17 protein-coding genes are annotated in these 19,527 nt (G+C 59.1%); 12 read left to right on the forward strand and 5 right to left on the reverse strand.

Going from position 1 to position 19,527, the window contains the following annotated elements:
* The first annotated feature begins 126 nt into the window (after positions 1-126).
* Positions 127-1,122: a 6-phosphogluconolactonase gene (pgl, locus tag U9O48_RS07280; RefSeq protein ID WP_285146574.1), complete on the forward strand. Its 996-nt coding sequence runs from the start codon at positions 127-129 to the stop codon at positions 1,120-1,122.
* Positions 1,123-1,390: 268 nt separating this feature from the next.
* Entirely contained in the window at positions 1,391-1,480 is a 90-nt protein-coding gene (tisB, locus tag U9O48_RS07285; protein ID WP_282492235.1) for a type I toxin-antitoxin system toxin TisB, read from the forward strand.
* Positions 1,481-1,532: 52 nt separating this feature from the next.
* On the opposite strand, the gene U9O48_RS07290 is transcribed toward tisB, so the two are convergent.
* The gene (locus tag U9O48_RS07290; RefSeq protein ID WP_324723950.1) at positions 1,533-2,816 is read right to left on the reverse strand and encodes a putative acyl-CoA thioester hydrolase; all 1,284 of its coding nucleotides are present in this window, start codon (positions 2,814-2,816) and stop codon (positions 1,533-1,535) included.
* Positions 2,817-3,040: 224 nt separating this feature from the next.
* On the opposite strand from U9O48_RS07290, the gene hutI reads away from it, so the two are divergent.
* The 5 genes from hutI (at position 3,041) to hutH (ending at position 9,284) form a co-directional block, all read left to right on the forward strand.
* Positions 3,041-4,264, forward strand: a complete 1,224-nt coding sequence (gene hutI / locus U9O48_RS07295) for an imidazolonepropionase (RefSeq protein ID WP_324723951.1) — start codon at positions 3,041-3,043, stop codon at positions 4,262-4,264.
* A complete protein-coding gene (gene hutG / locus U9O48_RS07300) occupies positions 4,261-5,199 on the forward strand; it encodes a formimidoylglutamase (RefSeq protein WP_324723952.1) in 939 nt (312 codons plus the stop codon). Before hutI ends, hutG begins: the two co-directional genes overlap by 4 nt.
* Positions 5,200-5,216: 17 nt before the next feature.
* Positions 5,217-5,951 (forward strand): histidine utilization repressor, encoded by a 735-nt coding sequence (locus U9O48_RS07305; protein ID WP_324723953.1) that lies wholly within the window; start codon positions 5,217-5,219, stop codon positions 5,949-5,951.
* A 127-nt stretch (positions 5,952-6,078) separates the two neighbouring features.
* A complete protein-coding gene (hutU, locus tag U9O48_RS07310; RefSeq protein ID WP_324723954.1) occupies positions 6,079-7,764 on the forward strand; it encodes a urocanate hydratase in 1,686 nt (561 codons plus the stop codon).
* The gene (gene hutH / locus U9O48_RS07315; protein ID WP_285149057.1) at positions 7,764-9,284 is read left to right on the forward strand and encodes a histidine ammonia-lyase; all 1,521 of its coding nucleotides are present in this window, start codon (positions 7,764-7,766) and stop codon (positions 9,282-9,284) included. Before hutU ends, hutH begins: the two co-directional genes overlap by 1 nt.
* Before the next feature lie 83 nt (positions 9,285-9,367).
* Here hutH and U9O48_RS07320 read toward each other — a convergent pair whose 3' ends face one another.
* Together U9O48_RS07320 and bioA are read right to left on the reverse strand one after the other, a co-directional pair.
* Positions 9,368-9,844 carry a kinase inhibitor gene (locus U9O48_RS07320; protein ID WP_282492244.1) on the reverse strand — a complete coding sequence of 159 codons (477 nt, stop codon included), beginning with the start codon at positions 9,842-9,844 and terminating at the stop codon, positions 9,368-9,370.
* A 69-nt stretch (positions 9,845-9,913) separates the two neighbouring features.
* A complete protein-coding gene (gene bioA, locus U9O48_RS07325; protein WP_416382180.1) occupies positions 9,914-11,203 on the reverse strand; it encodes an adenosylmethionine--8-amino-7-oxononanoate transaminase in 1,290 nt (429 codons plus the stop codon).
* An 88-nt stretch (positions 11,204-11,291) separates the two neighbouring features.
* Here bioA and bioB point away from each other — a divergent pair, with 88 nt between their 5' ends.
* The 4 genes from bioB to bioD are packed head-to-tail and all read left to right on the forward strand — an operon-like array spanning position 11,292 to position 14,904.
* Positions 11,292-12,320, forward strand: a complete 1,029-nt coding sequence (gene bioB / locus U9O48_RS07330) for a biotin synthase BioB (RefSeq protein WP_282492246.1) — start codon at positions 11,292-11,294, stop codon at positions 12,318-12,320.
* Positions 12,317-13,471: an 8-amino-7-oxononanoate synthase gene (gene bioF, locus U9O48_RS07335; RefSeq protein ID WP_324723957.1), complete on the forward strand. Its 1,155-nt coding sequence runs from the start codon at positions 12,317-12,319 to the stop codon at positions 13,469-13,471. Before bioB ends, bioF begins: the two co-directional genes overlap by 4 nt.
* Positions 13,455-14,210, forward strand: coding sequence for a malonyl-ACP O-methyltransferase BioC (bioC, locus tag U9O48_RS07340; RefSeq protein ID WP_324723959.1), 756 nt, complete (start codon positions 13,455-13,457; stop codon positions 14,208-14,210). The genes bioF and bioC overlap by 17 nt, the downstream gene beginning before the upstream one ends.
* Positions 14,203-14,904: a dethiobiotin synthase gene (gene bioD, locus U9O48_RS07345; RefSeq protein WP_324723960.1), complete on the forward strand. Its 702-nt coding sequence runs from the start codon at positions 14,203-14,205 to the stop codon at positions 14,902-14,904. The genes bioC and bioD overlap by 8 nt, the downstream gene beginning before the upstream one ends.
* Here bioD and U9O48_RS07350 read toward each other — a convergent pair.
* Entirely contained in the window at positions 14,867-15,589 is a 723-nt protein-coding gene (locus U9O48_RS07350; RefSeq protein WP_324723961.1) for an ABC transporter ATP-binding protein, read from the reverse strand. The genes bioD and U9O48_RS07350 overlap by 38 nt on opposite strands.
* A 707-nt stretch (positions 15,590-16,296) precedes the next feature.
* On the opposite strand from U9O48_RS07350, the gene uvrB reads away from it, so the two are divergent.
* A complete protein-coding gene (uvrB, locus tag U9O48_RS07355) occupies positions 16,297-18,312 on the forward strand; it encodes an excinuclease ABC subunit UvrB (protein WP_282492252.1) in 2,016 nt (671 codons plus the stop codon).
* Between the two features lie 106 nt (positions 18,313-18,418).
* Here uvrB and yvcK read toward each other — a convergent pair whose 3' ends face one another.
* Positions 18,419-19,327, reverse strand: a complete 909-nt coding sequence (yvcK, locus tag U9O48_RS07360) for a uridine diphosphate-N-acetylglucosamine-binding protein YvcK (RefSeq protein WP_324723962.1) — start codon at positions 19,325-19,327, stop codon at positions 18,419-18,421.
* Positions 19,328-19,527 lie beyond the last annotated feature (200 nt).

A 19,527-nucleotide genomic window follows, 5' to 3' on the forward strand; every position in this document is an offset into this window, starting at 1 on the left:
GTTCTTCCGGGTTAATATTGAATTTAAGGTCTTAAGGGATGGTACACCGAGAGACGTGGCCCACAAAATACCAGGCTAAAATTCAGCATTCACCGTTAAATTTACGCGCAGTGGAGAGGAGTAGTCATGAAACAAACCGTTTATACCGCCAGTCCTGAGAGCCAGCAGATCCACGTCTGGCGTTTGAATGCGGAAGGCTCGCTCACGCTGGTGCAGGTGGTTGATGTGCCGGGACAGGTGCAACCGATGGTGGTCAGCCCGGATAAACGTTTTCTGTATGTCGGCGTGCGCCCTGAGTTTCGCGTGCTGGCCTACCGCATTGCGCCGGACGATGGCGCATTGACCTATACCGCCGAAGCGCCGCTGCCGGGCAGCCCGACGCACATCTCTACGGATCGCAAAGGCCAGTTCATCTTCAGCGGCTCTTACAATTCCGGCTGCGTGAGCGTTACGCCTCTGGTCGATGGTCTTCCGCAGGGGACCGTGGATGTCGTCGAAGGGCTGGAAGGCTGCCACTCGGCGAATATCTCCCCGGACAACCGCACCCTGTGGGTTCCGGCGCTGAAACAGGATCGTATCTGCCTGTTCACCCTGAGCGACGACGGTCATCTGGCCGCGCAGACTCCGGCAGAGATTACCACCGTGGAAGGCGCAGGTCCGCGTCACATGGTGTTCCACCCAAATCAGCAGTACGCCTACGTGGTGAACGAGCTGAACAGCTCAGTCGACGTGTGGGAACTGAAGGATCCGAAAGGCCAGATTGAGCGCGTTCAGACGCTGGACATGATGCCATCTGACTTCACCGACACCCGCTGGGCAGCAGATATTCACATCACTCCGGACGGTCGCCATCTCTACGCCTGCGATCGCACTTCCAGCCTGATCACCATTTTCAGCGTCTCGGAAGATGGCAGCGTGCTGGCCATCGAAGGCTTCCAGCCGACCGAAACCCAGCCGCGCGGCTTTAATATCGACAACAGCGGCAAATTCCTTGTGGCGGCGGGACAGAAATCCCACCACATCGCACTGTATGAAATTAAAGGCGAGCAGGGGCTGCTGGAAGAGAAAGGACGCTATGCCGTCGGCCAGGGGCCAATGTGGGTGGTGATTAACGCGCATTAAGTGGCGTAAAAGCAAAAAAAACCTCGCGGATGCGAGGTTTTTTTATGCCCGGTGGTAACCGGAAAGCACGTCAATTATTACCAACACAACGATATTAATCCTTGCTGCCCGGTATGTAAAATCGATTGATTAATAACTCAGGACATTGTGCCGGCCTAAGAAATCTATCTGTCTGATTTTAAGCGCTGGAAAGGCAAAACCTTTATAAATTCCTAATTAACCTTAACTGGGTTTATATACAGTTTTTAACGGGTATACTTCGTGGCGTATGAGCGGTGTGGAATGGACGATCCTGTTCCTGCAACTCATGGTTGCGATTATGCAACTGTTGGATGCGTATCTTAAACTAAGAGCCTGATGCATTCAGTCGCAGCAAAAAGGGGGATAATTATCCCCCTTTTGCTTATCTCTTACTGCTTCGGCTCAGCAACCACTTTGCTACCCAGACCGCGGTTGTTGTATTCCCACATGCGGTTGAAGTTCGCGTCGTTCAGATTGCGCTGCACGTTGCCTTTATCATCCATCGCCCCGGTGTTACCAGAGTACGGACGTTTGGAGATCGCCGCGTCGGCCCATGGTTTAGCCATGGTGAAGCCTTCGTTGATCACGCTGTCGCGGATCACGACCTGACCGTTGGTGGCAGAGTCGATATCCAGCGAACGGCCCAGCTGTGCCACGCCGTCACCGGATGCGGTAAAGCGGCTGTTCACGGCCAGGAAGCCGTAGAACATGTTGGACAGGGTTGCCGGCGCAAACACGTAACCTTCCTGCTGCGTGCGGGAGTTCACCACGCGGAACTCAGTGTTATCAAACACCACCGCGCCACGACCGGAGACGATATCCACATCACCTTCGATATAGCTGTTGGTGACCTGAGTACGGGTCAGACGGTTATTCTGCAGGGCATTCTGCACGCCGCTGTTGGTCACGAAGAAGGTGTTCTGGCGACCGAGAATGTTCACGTTGTTAATCTGCACTTTGTCGCCGTCAGTACGCAGGGCAACCGCCTGATGGTTACCCGCATCCACGCTGTCACCCAGGGTGTTCTGGATGGTCAGGTTCTGCAGCTGCAGGCCGTTGTTCTGCGACCAGAATACTGCCGAACACATCATGCCGACCGTCGCGGTCTGCTTGCTCTGGCAATTGTCGAACATGTACCATGCCGGTTTGCCTGGCATATATTTCCCGGCCGGGTTCACCAGGTGACGCCAGGTATTACGGTCGATTTCAGAGTCGATCGCCAGACCAATTTTCACGTCGATCGCTTTTTCACCGGTACCGTAAAGGGTGATGCTGCCCGGTGCGGCAGGAACGTAGACCGTCCCTTCATACTCGCCTGGCAGGATTGCGATGTACTGGCGCGATGCGCTGTGCTTAGTAATCGCAGCGTCAACGGCAGCCTGAATGCTGGTGTGCGTCACGCCTTGGGTGCCTGCCGGGCCAACCACGAAGTTAGGCTGCGCAGGGATACTAATAGAAGACGGTGTCCACGGAGCCGCGTTTGGGTCCATGGCAGAGTAATAATGTGCCGCGGTGAAGTTCTTCGCTTCACCGGCAGACAAAATTGGGCGAGAGCCGGTGCCTGGCGCAGTCTGCTCGGATGGCAGCTGGTCAGGTGGAGTTGAGCTGCACGCGGACAATGTCACGCCAAAGGCGAGTGCCAACGCCAGACGAGAAATCCTGGAAATGTTCAAGGGAAAGCTCCTTGCTTCACGAGTCTTAACGGGATGATCGAAATAGCCTGCTTTTTTATACTAAGTTGAGCGAAACGGGAAGATGAAAAGCTAAAAAGTTGCATATTTCACCCGCGCCCGGCGGGGAAGTCGTCACAAATAAATAACAATTTCCGTAAAGCGGGTTGACACAGGCAAACGAATGAAAATAAATGTCTATACAACCCATGACAAGCGGAACTCCTATGCAGCAGCTTCATCCCGACGATGTCCTTTGGCGTAACGCACGGCTGGCGACCATGAACCCTGAGGAGCCAGCACCTTACGGGCTGCGCGAAAAGGTGGCGTTGATTGTGCGCGGCGAGACGATTGTAGCGATCGTCCCTGAATTGGAGCTCCCGGCGACGCATGCGCATCAGGTCGATCTCGAGGGGCGTCTGGTCACGCCGGGCCTGATTGATTGCCACACCCATCTGGTGTTTGGCGGCGACCGCGCGGCGGAGTGGGAGCAGCGCCTGAACGGCGTCTCCTATCAAACCATTAGCGCCCAGGGCGGCGGGATCAATTCCACTGTTTCCGCCACGCGTGAAAGCGAGTCGCAAACGCTGCTGAAACGAGCGGAACAGCGCCTGCATCGCCTGATGCAGGAGGGCGTGACGACGCTGGAGATTAAATCGGGTTACGGACTCAACGCGCAGAGCGAAGAGAAAATGCTGCGCGTCGCGCAAACGCTCGCGCAAAACCATCCGGTGGAGATCAGCCCGACGCTGCTCGCCGCCCACGCCGTGCCGAAAGAGTATCGTCAGGATCCGGATGCGTACATCACACTGGTCTGCGAGCAGATCATGCCGATTCTCTGGCGCGAAGGGCTGTTTGAAGCAGTGGACGTGTTCTGCGAAAACGTCGGCTTTACGCCTTTACAAACCGAGCGGGTATTTCAGGCCGCCGCTGCGCTCGGCATTCCCGTTAAAGGCCACGTTGAGCAGCTGTCTAATCTGGGCGGTGCGGCATTAGTCAGCCGCTATCACGGCTGGTCTGCCGATCATATTGAGTATCTCGATGATGCAGGCGTGAGTGCGATGGCACACAGCGGCACGGTGGCGGTATTGCTGCCCGGCGCGTACTACTTCTTACAGGAACGCCAGCGTCCGCCGATAGAACAGCTGCGAAAGCAGGGCGTGCCGATGGCCGTCGCGACGGATTACAACCCGGGCACCAGCCCGTTTGCCAGCCTGCATCTGGCGATGAACATGGCCTGCGTGCAGTTTGGTCTCACGCCGGAGGAGGCGTGGGCGGGCGTGACGCGCCACGCTGCACAGGCGCTGGGGCGCGGGGCTACCCACGGTCAGTTAAAGGAAGGTTTCGTCGCCGATTTCATTGTCTGGGACGCCGAACGTCCGGTGGAAATGGTGTATGAGCCGGGGCGTAATCCGCTGTATCAGCGCATATTCCGAGGGAAAGTCTCATGAAACTCTGGCGGCCCACTTCGCCTGACATCTGGCAAGGGCGTGACGACAGCGCTGAGGCCCGCAACGCGCTGCGCCTCTACCAGACCCTTGCTCAGACCGGACATTTTGCCCCCAAACATTCAGGCATTGCGCTGATAGGATTCGAATGCGATGCCGGTGTGAAACGCAACCACGGCAGGACCGGCGCGGCACAAGCCCCGGATGTGCTGCGCAAAGCGCTGGCCAATATGGCAAGCCACAGCGGGCACGACAATATTACCGATATGGGCACCATCACCGTTCAAGGCGACCAGCTCGAAGCTGCCCAGCGCGCGCTAAGCGACGCGGTGCAAGCCTGCCAGCAGTCGGGCATGCGCACCCTGGTGTTCGGCGGCGGGCACGAAACGGCCTGGGCGCACGGTCGCGGGGTACTGGATGCCTTTTCGCAGGAGCGGGTGTTAATCATCAATCTCGACGCGCACCTCGATCTGCGCAAGGCCGAACACGCCACGTCGGGCACGCCGTTCCGCCAGCTGGCGCGGTACTGCGAAGAGCAAAACCGTGAATTTCAGTACGCCTGTTTTGGCGTCAGCCGGGCGGCGAATACCCAGGCGCTGTGGGATGAGGCGGCTCGTCTGCACGTCACCCTGGTGGAAGATCTCGATTTTCGCCGCGAGGCGTTACCCGCGCTGGAAAAGGTGCTGGCGCAGGCCGATCGCGTCTACCTGACTATCGATCTCGACGTCCTGCCTGCGGGAGAAATGCCGGCCGTTTCCGCCCCGGCGGCACTCGGCGTTCCGGCCCTGGAGCTGCTGCCGGTCATCGGTGAAATCTGCCGCAGCGGAAAACTTCAGGCGGTCGATTTAGTCGAATTTAACCCAACCTACGATCGCGACGGACAGGGCGCACGGCTTGCCGCGCGTCTGGCCTGGCAAATTGCTCACTGGTGGGCATAAAAATTTAAGGAGTTACGATGTTTTCACGCTCACCGAATCCGCCCACCGGCGCACCCGCACCTTTCTATGAAAAGGTGAAACAGGCCATCAGCGAGAAGATCGCCACCGGCGTCTGGCAGCCCCACGATCGCATTCCTTCCGAGGCCGAGCTGGTGGCGCAGTTTGGCTTTAGCCGCATGACCATCAACCGCGCCCTGCGCGAACTCACGGACGAGGGTCTGCTGGTGCGTTTGCAGGGCGTCGGGACCTTTGTTGCCGAGCCGAAAGGGCAGTCGGCGCTGTTTGAAATTCGCAGCATCGCCGACGAGATCGCCGCGCGCAATCATCAGCACCACTGCGAAGTGCTGGTGCTGGAGGAGACCCAGGCCAGCGCCGAGCAGGCGGTGGAGCTGAATGTCAAAGAGGGGGCACGGATTTTCCACTCGGTGATGGTGCACTTTGAGAACGACATTCCGGTGCAAATTGAAGATCGCTGCGTCAACGCCGACCGGGTGCCCGACTATCTACAGCAGGATTACACCCAGACCACGCCCCATGCCTGGCTATCGCAGGTCGCGCCGCTGACGGAGGGGGAGCATATCGTCGAAGCGGTGCGCGCCACGCCGCAGGAGTGCGAGCTGCTGCGCATTAAAGAGCACGACCCGTGCCTGCTGATCCGCCGCCGCACCTGGTCTTCCGGGCAGATTGTGTCGCACGCCAGACTGTTATTCCCCGGCAGCCGATACCGCCTGCAAGGCCACTTTATGTCATAAGTTTTGAAAGCGTGATAGCTAACACAATATAACAAAATTGTATCTTTATTGTTAAATTCGACCTTGTGCGGGGTTGTCTATACAAGTATATCTGTTTGTATATTCCATCCCGTATGAGGACCACACAATGTCGTCAGGTAAATACCGTCAGCAGGATGTTCGCGCCCCGCGCGGCACCACGCTCACCGCCAAAAGCTGGCTCACCGAAGCGCCGCTGCGCATGTTGATGAACAACCTCGATCCCGAAGTCGCCGAAAACCCGCACGAGCTGGTGGTGTATGGCGGCATCGGTCGCGCAGCGCGTAACTGGGAATGCTACGACGCCATTGTGGAAGCGCTCACTAATCTCGAAATCGACGAAACCCTGCTGGTGCAATCCGGTAAACCGGTCGGGGTGTTCAAAACCCATAAAAATGCGCCGCGCGTGCTGATCGCCAACTCGAACCTCGTCCCGCACTGGGCAACCTGGGAACACTTCAACGAACTGGACGCCAAAGGGCTGGCGATGTACGGCCAGATGACGGCGGGCAGTTGGATCTACATCGGCAGCCAGGGCATCGTGCAGGGCACCTACGAAACTTTCGTCGAAGCCGGGCGTCAGCACTACAACGGCTCCCTGAAAGGGCGCTGGGTCCTGACCGCCGGGCTGGGCGGAATGGGCGGCGCGCAGCCGCTGGCGGCCACGCTGGCAGGCGCTTGCTCACTCAACATCGAATGCCAGCAGAGCCGCATCGATTTCCGCCTGCGCACCCGCTATGTCGATGAACAGGCCGATAATCTGGACGACGCTCTGGCGCGCATTCAGAAGTACACTTCCGAAGGTAAAACCGTGTCGATCGCCCTGTGCGGCAACGCGGCGGATATCGTCCCGGAACTGGTGGCGCGCGGCGTTCGCCCGGACATGGTGACCGACCAGACCAGCGCCCACGATCCGCTCCACGGCTATCTGCCGAAAGGCTGGACGTGGGAAGCGTATCAGCAAAAATCCCAGAGCGACCCGGAAGGGACGGTGCTGGCCGCCAAACGCTCAATGGCGGAGCATGTGTCGGCAATGCTGGCCTTCAGCAAGATGGGCGTGCCGACCTTCGACTACGGGAACAACATTCGCCAGATGGCGAAAGAGATGGGCGTGGAAAACGCCTTCGACTTCCCCGGTTTTGTCCCGGCCTATATCCGCCCGCTGTTCTGTCGCGGCATCGGCCCGTTCCGCTGGGTGGCGCTCTCCGGCGACCCGGAAGATATCTACAAAACCGATGCCAAAGTAAAAGAGATCGTCGCCGACGACGCGCATCTGCACCACTGGCTGGACATGGCCCGCGAACGCATTAATTTCCAGGGGCTGCCGGCGCGTATCTGCTGGGTGGGCCTCGAGTGGCGACAAAAACTCGGCCTGGCGTTCAACGAGATGGTGCGCAGCGGTGAAGTTTCCGCGCCGATTGTCATTGGCCGCGACCACTTAGATTCCGGCTCGGTTGCCAGCCCGAACCGTGAAACCGAAGCCATGCAGGACGGCTCCGACGCGGTCTCCGACTGGCCGTTACTCAATGCCTTACTGAATACCGCCAGCGGCGCGACCTGGGTGTCACTGCACCACGGCGGCGGCGTGGGGATGGGCTTCTCGCAGCATGCGGGGATGGTGATTGTCTGCGACGGCACCGACGAAGCCGCCGCGCGCATTGCCCGCGTACTGCACAACGACCCGGCGACAGGCGTGATGCGCCATGCCGATGCGGGGTATGACATCGCGATTGACTGTGCGAAAGAGCAGGGACTGAACCTGCCGATGGTCGCCGCCACACAAGGAAAACACTGATGAACTCACTGACTATCACCCCCGGCGCGCTGACTTTTGCTCACCTGCGCAGTGCCTGGCGTCAGCCGGTGACGCTAAAACTGGATGAAAACGCCCATCAGGCGATCAACGACAGCGTCGCCTGCGTCGAAGCCATTGTGGCTGAAGACCGCACGGCCTATGGGATCAACACCGGTTTCGGCCTGCTGGCCCAGACCCGTATCGCCACCCACGATCTGGAAAACTTGCAGCGCTCGCTGGTGCTGTCGCACGCGGCAGGCGTCGGCGAACCGCTGGATGACGAGATCGTGCGTCTGATGATGGTGCTGAAAATTAACAGCCTGGCGCGCGGTTTTTCCGGCATCCGCCTGAGCGTGATTCAGGCGCTGATCGCCCTGGTCAACGCGCAGGTCTATCCGTGGATCCCGGCCAAAGGCTCCGTCGGCGCATCGGGCGATCTGGCGCCGCTGGCGCATATGTCGCTCCTACTGTTAGGCGAAGGCAAAGCGCGCTGGCAGGGGCAATGGCTGCCTGCCAAAGAGGCGCTGCAAAAGGCCGGATTAGAGCCGATTACGCTCGCGGCGAAAGAGGGGCTGGCCCTGCTGAACGGCACTCAGGCGTCCACGGCGTTTGCCCTGCGCGGTCTGTTCGAAGCCGAAGATCTGTTTGCCTCGGCGGTGGTGTGCGGTGCGCTGACCACCGAAGCGGTGCTCGGCTCACGTCGTCCGTTTGATGCGCGTATTCATGAAGTTCGCGGTCAGCGCGGGCAAATTGACGCGGCGGCGATGTACCGCCACGTGCTTACCGATACCAGCGCGATTGCCGACTCGCACCACAACTGCGAGAAGGTGCAGGACCCGTATTCTCTGCGCTGTCAGCCACAGGTGATGGGCGCGTGTCTGACGCAAATCCGTCAGGCCGCCGAAGTGCTGCTGGTGGAAGCGAATGCCGTTTCCGATAATCCGCTGGTCTTTGCTGAACAGAACGATGTGGTCTCCGGCGGGAACTTCCATGCGGAGCCGGTGGCAATGGCCGCCGATAATCTGGCGCTGGCGATTGCCGAAATCGGCGCACTTTCCGAGCGTCGTATCGCCCTGATGATGGATAAACACATGTCGCAGCTGCCGCCGTTCCTGGTGCGCAACGGCGGAGTCAACTCCGGGTTTATGATTGCCCAGGTGACCGCCGCCGCGCTGGCGAGCGAGAACAAAGCCCTGTCGCACCCGCACAGCGTAGATAGCCTGCCGACGTCTGCCAATCAGGAAGACCATGTGTCGATGGCACCGGCCGCCGGGCGTCGTCTGTGGGAAATGGCGTACAACACGCGCGGCGTGATTGCAGTCGAGTGGCTGGCGGCAGTGCAGGGGATCGATCTGCGCGAAGGTCTCAAATCCAGTCCGCTGCTGGAGCAGGCGCGGCAAAACTTGCGTGAACACGTGACGCACTATGATGATGACCGCTTCTTTGCGCCGGATATTGATAAGGCGATGGAACTGCTGAGTAAGGGGAGTCTGGTAGGGTTGTTGCCTGCGATATTGTAAGAAACGCCCGGTGGCGCTGCGCTTACCGGGCCTACAAAGTACGACGGTAGGCCGGGTAAGGCAAAGCCGCCACCCGGCTTTTTTCACGAATACATCGCCGTAATCGACGCACTGCCCAGCGTATGGAAATGCACGTTAAAGCCCACCATCGCGCCGCTCGCGCCTTCATCCACGTCAATCTTCTCAACGTCCAGCGCGTGCACGGTGAAAATATAGCGGTGCGTTTCGCCTTTTGGCGGTGCTGCGCCGCCGTATCCCGCTTTGCCGAAATCGGTGCGGGTTTGAATAGCCGCGTCCGGCAGCGCCACGAGATCGGAGCCGGAGCCTTGCGGCAGCACGCGCGTGTCGGCCGGGAGGTTGGCGACGATCCAGTGCCACCAGCCGGAACCGGTCGGTGCGTCCGGGTCATAGCAGGTCACAACAAAGCTTTTGGTCCCCGGCGGAACCTCGTCCCAGGCCAGGTGCGGCGAAATATTATCGCCCTGATAGCCCATACCGTTAAACACGTGACGCTCGGGCAATTTCTCGCCGTCGCGCAGATCCTGACTGAAAATCTTCATACGATTTCTCCTCGGTAGCGGTGCAAAAAGTGTAAACCATCCACAGCATACCGAGGCTAAGGCGTTGGGTTAAATCGCAAAATGTGTGGGAATGTTAACGGCCTCGACCACCGCGCGGGTCAGTTTCTGCAACTGCTGTTGGGTAATGATGTACGGCGGCATCAGATAAATCAGTTTGCCGAACGGGCGCACCCACACGCCGCGCTCTACAAAGAAACGCTGCAATGCCGCCATGTTGACCGGGTGTGTCGTTTCGACGACGCCAATCGCTCCCAGCACGCGCACGTCGGCGACAAATTCGGAATTTGACGCGCTCGCCAGTTCGCGGGTGAGCTGTGATTCAATTGCCGCCACCTGCGCCTGCCATTCGCCGCTCTCCAGAATCGCCAGACTTTCGCTGGCGACCGCGCAGGCCAGCGGATTCCCCATAAAGGTCGGGCCGTGCATAAAGCAACCCGCTTCCCCGTCGCTGATGGTGTCAGCCACGTGGCGCGTGGTCAGCGTGGCGGAAAGCGTCATGGTGCCGCCCGTCAGGGCTTTGCCGAGGCACAAAATATCCGGCGCGATGCCCGCGTGTTCGCAGGCAAACAGCTTACCGGTGCGACCAAACCCGGTGGCGATTTCATCGGCGATCAGCAGGATACCTTCGCGGTCACACATCTTACGAATGCGTTTTAGCCACTCTGGATGGTACATGCGCATCCCGCCCGCGCCCTGAACCACCGGCTCCAGAATCACGGCGGCGATTTCGTGGCGATGGGCCGCCATCAGTCGGGCAAAGCCGACCATGTCCATCTCGGTCCATTCGCCGTCAAAACGGCTCTGCGGCGCCGGAGCAAACAGGTTTTCCGGCAGATAGCCCTGCCACAGACTGTGCATGGAGTTATCCGGATCGCAGACCGACATCGCGCCGAAGGTGTCGCCGTGGTAGCCGTTGCGGAAGGTCAGGAAACGCTGGCGCGGATCGCCTTTCGCCTGCCAGTACTGCAGCGCCATTTTCATCGCCACTTCCACCGCCACCGAACCCGAATCGGCGAGGAAAACGCATTCCAGCGATGCCGGAGTCATGGAGACCAGACGACGGCAAAGGTCAATCGCCGGCTGATGGGTGATCCCGCCAAACATCACGTGGGACATCTGGTCAATTTGCGTTTTCATCGCCGCATTCAGGCGCGGATGGTTGTACCCGTGGATGGTCGCCCACCAGGAGGACATCCCGTCGACCAGCCTTTCGCCGGTCGCCAGATGCAGTTCGCACCCGTGCGCCGAGGCGACCGGATAGACGGGTAACGGCTGGGTCATGGAGGTGTAGGGGTGCCAGATATGCTGCTTGTCGAAGGCGAGATCGTCCGGGGTCATAATCGACTTGTAAACCATTTTGAAAAGTTTTAGGTTTACGAGTATAAACCGAACCCACAATGAACTAAACCCCTTTTGGAGAAGCCCGATGGCTAATCACCCGCGCTGGACAATGTCGCAAGTCACCGAATTATTTAACAAACCTTTCCTCGAACTGATGTTCGAAGCCCAGCAAATCCATCGCCAGCACTTCGATCCGCGCCACGTGCAGGTGAGTACGTTGCTGTCGATCAAAACCGGTGCCTGCCCGGAAGACTGCAAATATTGCCCACAAAGTGCGCGCTATAAAACCGGGCTTGAAGCCGAACGTCTGATGGAAGTGGAGCAGGTCCTCGATTCGGCGCGGAAGGCGAAAAACGCCGGTTCGACCCGCTTCTGCATGGGCGCAGCGTGGAAAAACCCGCACGATCGCGACATGCCATATCTCGAGCAGATGGTGCAAGGCGTGAAAGCCATGGGCCTTGAAGCCTGTATGACCCTCGGCACGCTGAACGAAACTCAGGCGCAGCGCCTGTCGGCGGCGGGCCTGGACTACTACAACCACAACCTCGATACATCGCCGGAATTCTACGGCAACATCATCACCACCCGAACCTATCAGGAGCGCCTGGACACCCTCGACAAGGTGCGCGACGCGGGAATTAAAGTCTGTTCCGGCGGGATCGTGGGCTTAGGCGAAACGGTGAAAGATCGCGCGGGCCTGCTGTTGCAGCTGGCGAACTTGCCGACCCCGCCGGAAAGCGTGCCGATCAACATGCTGGTGAAGGTCAAAGGCACGCCGATGGCGGATAACGACGACGTGGATGCCTTTGATTTTATCCGCACCATCGCCGTGGCGCGCATCATGATGCCGACCTCGTTCGTGCGCCTCTCCGCAGGCCGCGAGCAGATGAGCGAGCAGACCCAGGCGATGTGCTTCATGGCGGGCGCGAACTCGATTTTCTACGGCTGCAAACTGCTGACCACGCCAAACCCGGAAGAGGACAAAGACGTCCAGCTGTTCCGCAAGCTGGGGCTGAATCCGCATCAGACCGAGGTGCTGTCGGGGGATAACGAGCTGGAACAACAGCTTTTCAACGCCGACACCGAACAGTATTACAACGCGGCAGCCGTATGACCTGGCAGCAGCGAATTGATGCCGCCCTTGAAGAACGCCGGGCGGCGGACGCGTTTCGCACCCGCACGGCGGTTGAAGGCGGCGGTCGCTTTCTGATCCGCGATACGCGTCGGTTCTGCAATTTTTCGAGCAACGATTATCTGGGTTTGAGCCAGCATCCGGCGGTTATTCGCGCCTGGCAGCAGGGAGCGGAAAGCTGGGGCGTCGGCAGCGGCGGGTCGGGGCATGTGACGGGCTACACCACCGCGCATCAGGCGCTGGAAGAGCAGCTTGCCGACTGGCTCGGCTACCCACGCGCGCTGCTGTTTATCTCAGGTTTTGCCGCCAATCAGGCGCTGATTGCCGCCCTGATGAGTAAAGAGGATCGGATTGTGGCTGACCGCTTGAGCCACGCCTCGTTGCTCGAAGCCGCCAGTCTCAGCCCGGCGCAGCTGCGTCGGTTTGCCCACAACGACGCCGCTCAGCTTAATACGTTGCTGGCGAAATCCTGCGACGGGCAACAGCTGGTGGTGACCGAAGGGGTGTTCAGCATGGACGGCGACAGTGCGCCGCTGGCAGAGCTGCACGCCGCCGCGCGGGAGCACAACGCCTGGCTGCTGGTGGATGACGCCCACGGGATTGGCGTGCTCGGCGAGGAAGGGCGCGGGAGCGCGGCCAGCCAGGGTGTCAAACCGGAGCTGCTGATTGTGACCTTCGGCAAAGGGTTTGGCATCAGCGGTGCGGCGGTGCTGTGCAGCGAATCCGTCGCGGATTACCTGCTGCAGTTCGCCCGGCATCTGATCTACAGCACCAGCATGCCGCCCGCCCAGGCGGTGGCGCTGCAGGCCGCGCTGCAAGTTATTCGCAGCGGCGAGGGGGAAGAGCGTCGGCAAACCCTGGCGGCGCATATCCAACGCTTCCGGGCAGGCGTTCGCGAGCTGCCCTGGCGGATGACCGACTCGCAAAGCGCCATTCAGCCGCTGATCGTCGGCGAGAACAGCCGCGCGTTGCGCCTGGCGCAGCAGCTTCGCGATCGCGGTATGTGGGTCACGGCGATTCGTCCGCCGACGGTTCCTGCGGGCACCGCGCGTCTGCGTCTGACTCTGACCGCCGCGCATCACACCCAGGACATCGACGACTTACTGGAGGCGCTGCATGACGCCGGTGAATAAGCAGGCCATCGCCTCGGCCTTCGGGCGCGCGGCGCAAAGCTACTCTCAGCACGATGAGTTGCAGCGCCGCAGCGCCCGGGGGCTGAAAACGTTTCTTGGCGAAGGACGATTTAACGCCGTGCTGGATGCGGGCTGCGGCCCCGGCGCGAACAGCCGTGCCTGGCGCGAAGCGGGCAGCCATGTGACGGCCCTCGATCTCTCGCCGCAGATGCTGGAACAGGCGCGCTATCAGCAGGCGGCGGACGACTATCTGGTGGGCGATATCGAAGCCATTCCGCTCCCGGATGCGCAGTTTGACCTCGTCTGGAGCCATCTGGCGGTGCAGTGGTGCGCCAGTCTCCCGCAGGCGCTGCGTGAACTCTGCCGGGTGACGCGCCCCGGCGGTACCGTCGCCTTTACCACGCTGCTGGATAACTCGCTGCCGGAGCTGAATCAGGCCTGGCGCGAGGTGGATGAACAACCGCACGCCAACCGTTTTTTATCTGAGCAGGCGGTGAAGGATGCTCTGGCGGGGTGGCGTTACCGGGCCACCACGGAGGTCATCACGCTTTCCTTCAACGATGCCCTGAGCGCCATGCGCTCCCTGAAAGGCATTGGTGCCACCCATCTGCACGGCGGACGGGCGCGCAAACCGCTGACGCGCGGAGAACTCACGCGCCTCGAACTGGCGTGGCCGCGCGAGCGGGGCGAGTTTCCGCTTTCTTATCAACTTTTTCATGGGATTATCGAACGTGACTGAACGTTATTTTGTCACCGGGACCGACACCGAAGTCGGTAAAACCGTCGCCAGCTCGGCGCTGCTGCAGGCGGCGCGTTTGCAGGGATTCACCACCGCCGGATACAAACCGGTAGCGTCCGGCAGCGAGATGACGGCGGAAGGCCTGCGCAACTCGGACGCGCTGGCGCTGCAACGTAATAGCACGCTTACGCTGGCTTATGAGGAGGTGAATCCATACACCTTCGCCGAGCCGACCTCGCCGCACATCATCAGCGCCGACGAGCAGCGCCCGATTGAATTCCCGGTGCTTTCTGCGGGCCTGCGCGCGCTGGAGCACAAAGCGGAGTGGGTGCTGGTCGAAGGGGCGGGCGGCTGGTTTACGCCGCTCTCAGACCGTCAGACCTTCGCCGACTGGGTGCAGGACGAACAGTTGCCGGTGATCCTCGTCGTCGGCGTCAAACTGGGCTGTATCAATCACGCGATGCTCACGGCGCAGGCGATCACCCAGGCCGGATTGCGCTTCGCAGGCTGGATTGCTAACGACGTGGTCGCGCCGGGAAAACGTCATCAGGAGTATCTCGCCACGCTGCAACGCGTGCTTCCCGCGCCGTTCCTCGGAGAAATTCCGTGGCTGGCTGATGGCGCTGAACAGGCCGAGACCGGCCAGTATCTGGATCTCAGCGCCTTGCATCCCGCGACATCCAGTGCGCAATAAGCGCCTCATCCAGCTCGTTAACGTGGCCCTGGGCCACGTTCCGCCCGCGATACAGCACGCAAAAACGATCCGCTACCCGGCGGATAAACGACAGCTGCTGCTCCGCTAACAGGACCGTCATCCCCAGTTCGCGACTTAAACGCATCAGCAGCTGCGCCAGCTTGTGGGCAAACGTGGTTCCCGTGCCGTGCAGCGGCTCATCCAGAATCAGCAGGCGAGGGCGAGTGATGAGTGCATTGGCGAGAGCGAGCTGGTACTGCTCCTCGGGCGACATGCCCGTCGCACGCGCGTGGCGCAGCGGCCAGAGCTGGGGGAACAGGGCGTAAATTTCACTGCTCGCACCGGCATCCGGTGCGCCTTTGGCGCGCATTGCCACGTGCAGGTTCTCCTCGACGGTGAGCTGCGAGAAAATCCGCCTGTCCTGCGAAACATAGCCAATTCCAGGCATCGCGCACTGCGTCGGTGCAGCGTTGCGCAAATCGCACGGTGGTGCGCCCGCTTCATGCCAGATAATGGTGCCACTTTCTATCGGTAACTGACCGGTGATGCAGTTGATCAGCGTCGTTTTGCCCATTCCCGGCAGCCCGATAACGCCCGTGCACATCCCCGGCGGCAAATCCAAATCCACATTCCACAGCGTGTGCTGGCTTCCATAGAACTGATTAACAGCGCGCAGACTTAACATAATGCTCTCCTGTAAACGCGTGAGGGATAAGACGTCATCAGGAATGTGCAAAACCCCTGCCATAAACCGCAATCCGGTCAAATAAACGGCAATTTTAAGATTAGGCTCACAAAGGTTAAGCGTGGCTACAGGGCACAGAATGACTGAATTGTGATTAAGATCTCGCCAGTGGCTTATGCGCCGTGGGACTGATTATCATCAAAAATGAGTGATAAATATTTTTTACGGACATGCCCATGGGAAAAACCGGGAATTTGCCGAGGGGCGCTCTATATGGGCTGGAAGCAGTTATCCACTATTCCTGTGGATAACCATGTGCATTAGAGTTAGAAAACCTGAGGCAAGCGAGAGAAGACGCGGCCTGCGCCTGAATTGATGCGAAACGCGGCTTTAAGAAATATCTTCTATGAATTAACGAGTTAGACAAAAGCAATCATCGTCATGAAAGTGTCACCTGCTGCCATAAAACTATCATTACGTAGCTTGACAAATGTTAAAAATAGAAATGTTCTGGGGATAACCGCCCATCGCTGGTGTTTTATCTTGTCACAGCCTAAATTTTGACCCGTTTCGTGCTCATGAGTCGGATGCTAATCCAGATATCCTTACACGCCACTGGTTTTACATCCAGTATTTATTACTGGCAAATTTACCAGCCGCGAGTAAAATTACTCACTGCCGCTTTTTCCGTCACCAGGTTGTCGCCCATGAGTAAACTGTTCAAACTGAATTCTGCCTTCCGTCCTTCTGGCGATCAGCCGGAGGCGATCCGCCGCCTGAAAGAGGGGCTGGAAGACGGGCTGGCGCACCAGACTCTGCTGGGCGTGACCGGCTCAGGCAAGACCTTTACCGTCGCCAACGTGATTGCGGATTTGCAGCGCCCGACGATGGTGCTGGCCCCCAACAAAACCCTGGCGGCGCAGCTGTACGGCGAGATGAAAGAGTTCTTCCCGGATAACGCCGTCGAGTATTTCGTCTCCTACTACGATTACTACCAGCCAGAAGCCTACGTACCGAGCTCTGACACCTTCATCGAGAAGGACGCCTCGGTGAACGAACATATCGAACAGATGCGTCTCTCAGCGACCAAAGCGCTGCTGGAGCGGCGGGATGTGATCGTGGTGGCTTCTGTTTCTGCGATCTACGGTCTGGGCGATCCGGACCTTTATCTCAAGATGATGCTGCACCTGACTAACGGGATGATCATCGATCAACGTGCGATTGTCCGTCGTCTGGCGGAGCTGCAATACGCGCGTAACGATCAGGCCTTCCAGCGCGGCACCTTCCGCGTACGCGGCGAAGTGATCGACATCTTCCCGGCGGAATCTGACGATCTGGCCCTGCGCGTTGAGCTGTTCGACGAAGAGGTGGAGCGTCTGTCCCTGTTTGACCCGCTGACCGGGCACGTCGAGTCGGTGATCCAGCGCTTCACCATCTACCCGAAAACCCACTACGTCACCCCGCGCGAGCGTATCGTGCAGGCGATGGAAGAGATCAAAGTCGAGCTGGCGGACCGCCGGAAAGTGCTGCTGGCGAATAACAAACTGCTCGAAGAGCAGCGCCTGAGCCAGCGTACGCAGTTCGATCTCGAGATGATGAACGAGCTGGGCTACTGCTCGGGGATCGAAAACTACTCGCGCTATCTCTCGGGGCGCGGCCCTGGCGAGGCGCCGCCGACGCTGTTCGATTATCTCCCGGCTGACGGTCTGCTGGTGGTGGACGAATCCCACGTCACCATTCCGCAAATCGGCGGGATGTATCGCGGTGACCGCGCGCGTAAAGAGACGCTGGTGGAGTACGGTTTCCGTCTGCCGTCGGCTCTCGATAACCGCCCGATGAAATTTGAAGAGTTTGAAGCGCTGGCCCCACAAACGATCTACGTCTCGGCCACACCTGGGGCCTACGAGCTGGAGAAATCCGGTGACGAGGTGATCGATCAGGTGGTGCGTCCAACTGGCCTGCTGGATCCGATTATCGAAGTGCGTCCGGTGGGAACTCAGGTGGACGATCTGCTCTCAGAGATCCGTGCTCGCGCGTCGGTGAACGAACGCGTGCTGGTCACCACGCTGACCAAACGCATGGCGGAAGATTTGACCGAGTACCTGGAAGAGCACGGGGAGCGCGTGCGCTATCTGCACTCGGATATCGATACCGTTGAGCGTATGGAGATCATCCGCGATTTGCGTCTCGGCGAGTTTGATGTGCTGGTGGGGATCAACCTGTTGCGAGAAGGTCTCGACATGCCGGAAGTGTCGCTAGTGGCGATTCTGGACGCCGATAAAGAGGGCTTCCTGCGTTCAGAGCGATCGCTGATTCAGACCATTGGCCGCGCGGCGCGTAACATCAACGGCAAAGCGATTCTGTACGGCGATAAGATTACGGCGTCGATGGCGAAAGCGATTGGCGAAACGGAGCGTCGTCGTGAGAAACAGCAGCAGTACAACGAAGAGAACGGCATTACGCCACAGGGTCTGAACAAGAAAGTGGTGGATATTCTGGCGCTGGGTCAGGGGATCGCGAAAACCAAAGGGCGCGGCAAAGCGCGTCATCCGGTGGAAGCCGATCCGGTTGAACTGCTGCTGACGCCGAAGGCGCTGCAGCAGAAAATCCATGAGCTGGAAGGGCAGATGATGCAGCACGCGCAGAATCTGGAGTTTGAAGAGGCGGCGCAGATCCGTGACCAGTTGCATAAGTTGCGGGATTTGTTTATTGCGGCTTCGTAGCGGCTTTTGCCGGGTGGCGGCTTCGCCTTACCCGGCCTACGTTTCGAGCCGTTGTACGACCCTTGTAGGCCCGATAAGCGTAGCGCCATCGGGCGCTGTTCGGTTGTTACCCCAGCCCCTGAATCGCTTTCTCCAGCGCCAGGCGCAGCAAATGCCGGTCGTGGCGATACTTAATATCACTCGCTTCCAGCTCCTCCTGCACCACTACCCGGCCTTCCATCCCTGAAACATCCACCTTCGGCCCAACGACCACACCGTCGATAATTTTTTTACCGACGTACTGCTCCATCAGATTCAGTTTATCTGCAAGCGACAGGCTGGCAGCGGCAGGGCTGAGCTCTTTACCCAGATTGCCGATGTAGACCATCGGGGCTGGCGTCCTGCGCAGCGCCTGCGCCAGCTCTTTCACCAGCAGCAGCGGCATCAGGCTGGTGTAGAAACTGCCCGGCCCGATAAGAATCAAATCCGCTTCGCCGATCGCTTCCACCGCTTCACGCGTGGCCGGAACAGAAGGGTAGGTCATCAGCTCCTGAGGCGGCAAAATCAGCTGGTCAATATTCACCTCGCCATAGACTTCATGGCCTTCGGTGTCGATCGCCATCAAATCGACCGGTTGTTCTGACATAGGGATCAGGAATGCATCCACTTTCAGCAGGTTTCGGATTAAATTAATCGCCTCCAGCGGGCGCACGCTCAGGTGATCCAGCGCCTTTAACATCAGATTTCCGAGGTTATGTCCGGAAAGCTCACCATTCCCGCTAAAACGATACTCAAACATTGCCGAAGCGACGCTTTGTTCGGTAATTAACTGGTTAAGACAGTTACGCATATCGCCCCAGGCGATGCCGCCTTCGGAACGACGGATACGACCTGTAGAGCCCCCGTTATCGGTGGTGGTTACGATCCCGGTGAGCCTGGAGCCCAGCGAGGATAATGACGACATCACCCGCCCCAGCCCATGCCCTCCGCCGAGAGCGACCACACGGTCAAGATCCGCAAAAGTGCGATTGCGCATACACATTCCTTATCACATTCGATCCGCGTAACAGTAACCCAACTACCCCTAAAAGACGATGCCCGACCCCCGGCAAAATGACGTATATCAATGCGAAACTATGATTTTTACGTATTCTGTAGTGAAAGTGCGCGATCTGGTCGCTATATATATAATTATATAGCGAAAGCGGCGAATGGCGAAAGTGCCATTTCCGCGCT

Origin of the sequence: Lelliottia sp. JS-SCA-14 (assembly GCF_035593345.1) — a bacterium.
Taxonomy (GTDB): domain Bacteria; phylum Pseudomonadota; class Gammaproteobacteria; order Enterobacterales; family Enterobacteriaceae; genus Enterobacter; species Enterobacter wanjuensis.

What these genes read in the sequence shown, in the direction of transcription:
- pgl (WP_285146574.1), top strand. Translation starts at nt 127, where the DNA reads ATGAAACAAACCGTTTATACCGCCAGTCCTGAGAGCCAGCAGATCCAC.
- tisB (WP_282492235.1), top strand. Translation starts at nt 1,391, where the DNA reads ATGAGCGGTGTGGAATGGACGATCCTGTTCCTGCAACTCATGGTTGCG.
- hutI (WP_324723951.1), top strand. Translation starts at nt 3,041, where the DNA reads ATGCAGCAGCTTCATCCCGACGATGTCCTTTGGCGTAACGCACGGCTG.
- hutG (WP_324723952.1), top strand. Translation starts at nt 4,261, where the DNA reads ATGAAACTCTGGCGGCCCACTTCGCCTGACATCTGGCAAGGGCGTGAC.
- U9O48_RS07305 (WP_324723953.1), top strand. Translation starts at nt 5,217, where the DNA reads ATGTTTTCACGCTCACCGAATCCGCCCACCGGCGCACCCGCACCTTTC.
- hutU (WP_324723954.1), top strand. Translation starts at nt 6,079, where the DNA reads ATGTCGTCAGGTAAATACCGTCAGCAGGATGTTCGCGCCCCGCGCGGC.
- hutH (WP_285149057.1), top strand. Translation starts at nt 7,764, where the DNA reads ATGAACTCACTGACTATCACCCCCGGCGCGCTGACTTTTGCTCACCTG.
- U9O48_RS07320 (WP_282492244.1), bottom strand. Translation starts at nt 9,844, where the DNA reads ATGAAGATTTTCAGTCAGGATCTGCGCGACGGCGAGAAATTGCCCGAG.
- bioA (WP_416382180.1), bottom strand. Translation starts at nt 11,203, where the DNA reads ATGACCCCGGACGATCTCGCCTTCGACAAGCAGCATATCTGGCACCCC.
- bioB (WP_282492246.1), top strand. Translation starts at nt 11,292, where the DNA reads ATGGCTAATCACCCGCGCTGGACAATGTCGCAAGTCACCGAATTATTT.
- bioF (WP_324723957.1), top strand. Translation starts at nt 12,317, where the DNA reads ATGACCTGGCAGCAGCGAATTGATGCCGCCCTTGAAGAACGCCGGGCG.
- bioC (WP_324723959.1), top strand. Translation starts at nt 13,455, where the DNA reads ATGACGCCGGTGAATAAGCAGGCCATCGCCTCGGCCTTCGGGCGCGCG.
- U9O48_RS07350 (WP_324723961.1), bottom strand. Translation starts at nt 15,589, where the DNA reads ATGTTAAGTCTGCGCGCTGTTAATCAGTTCTATGGAAGCCAGCACACG.
- uvrB (WP_282492252.1), top strand. Translation starts at nt 16,297, where the DNA reads ATGAGTAAACTGTTCAAACTGAATTCTGCCTTCCGTCCTTCTGGCGAT.
- yvcK (WP_324723962.1), bottom strand. Translation starts at nt 19,327, where the DNA reads ATGCGCAATCGCACTTTTGCGGATCTTGACCGTGTGGTCGCTCTCGGC.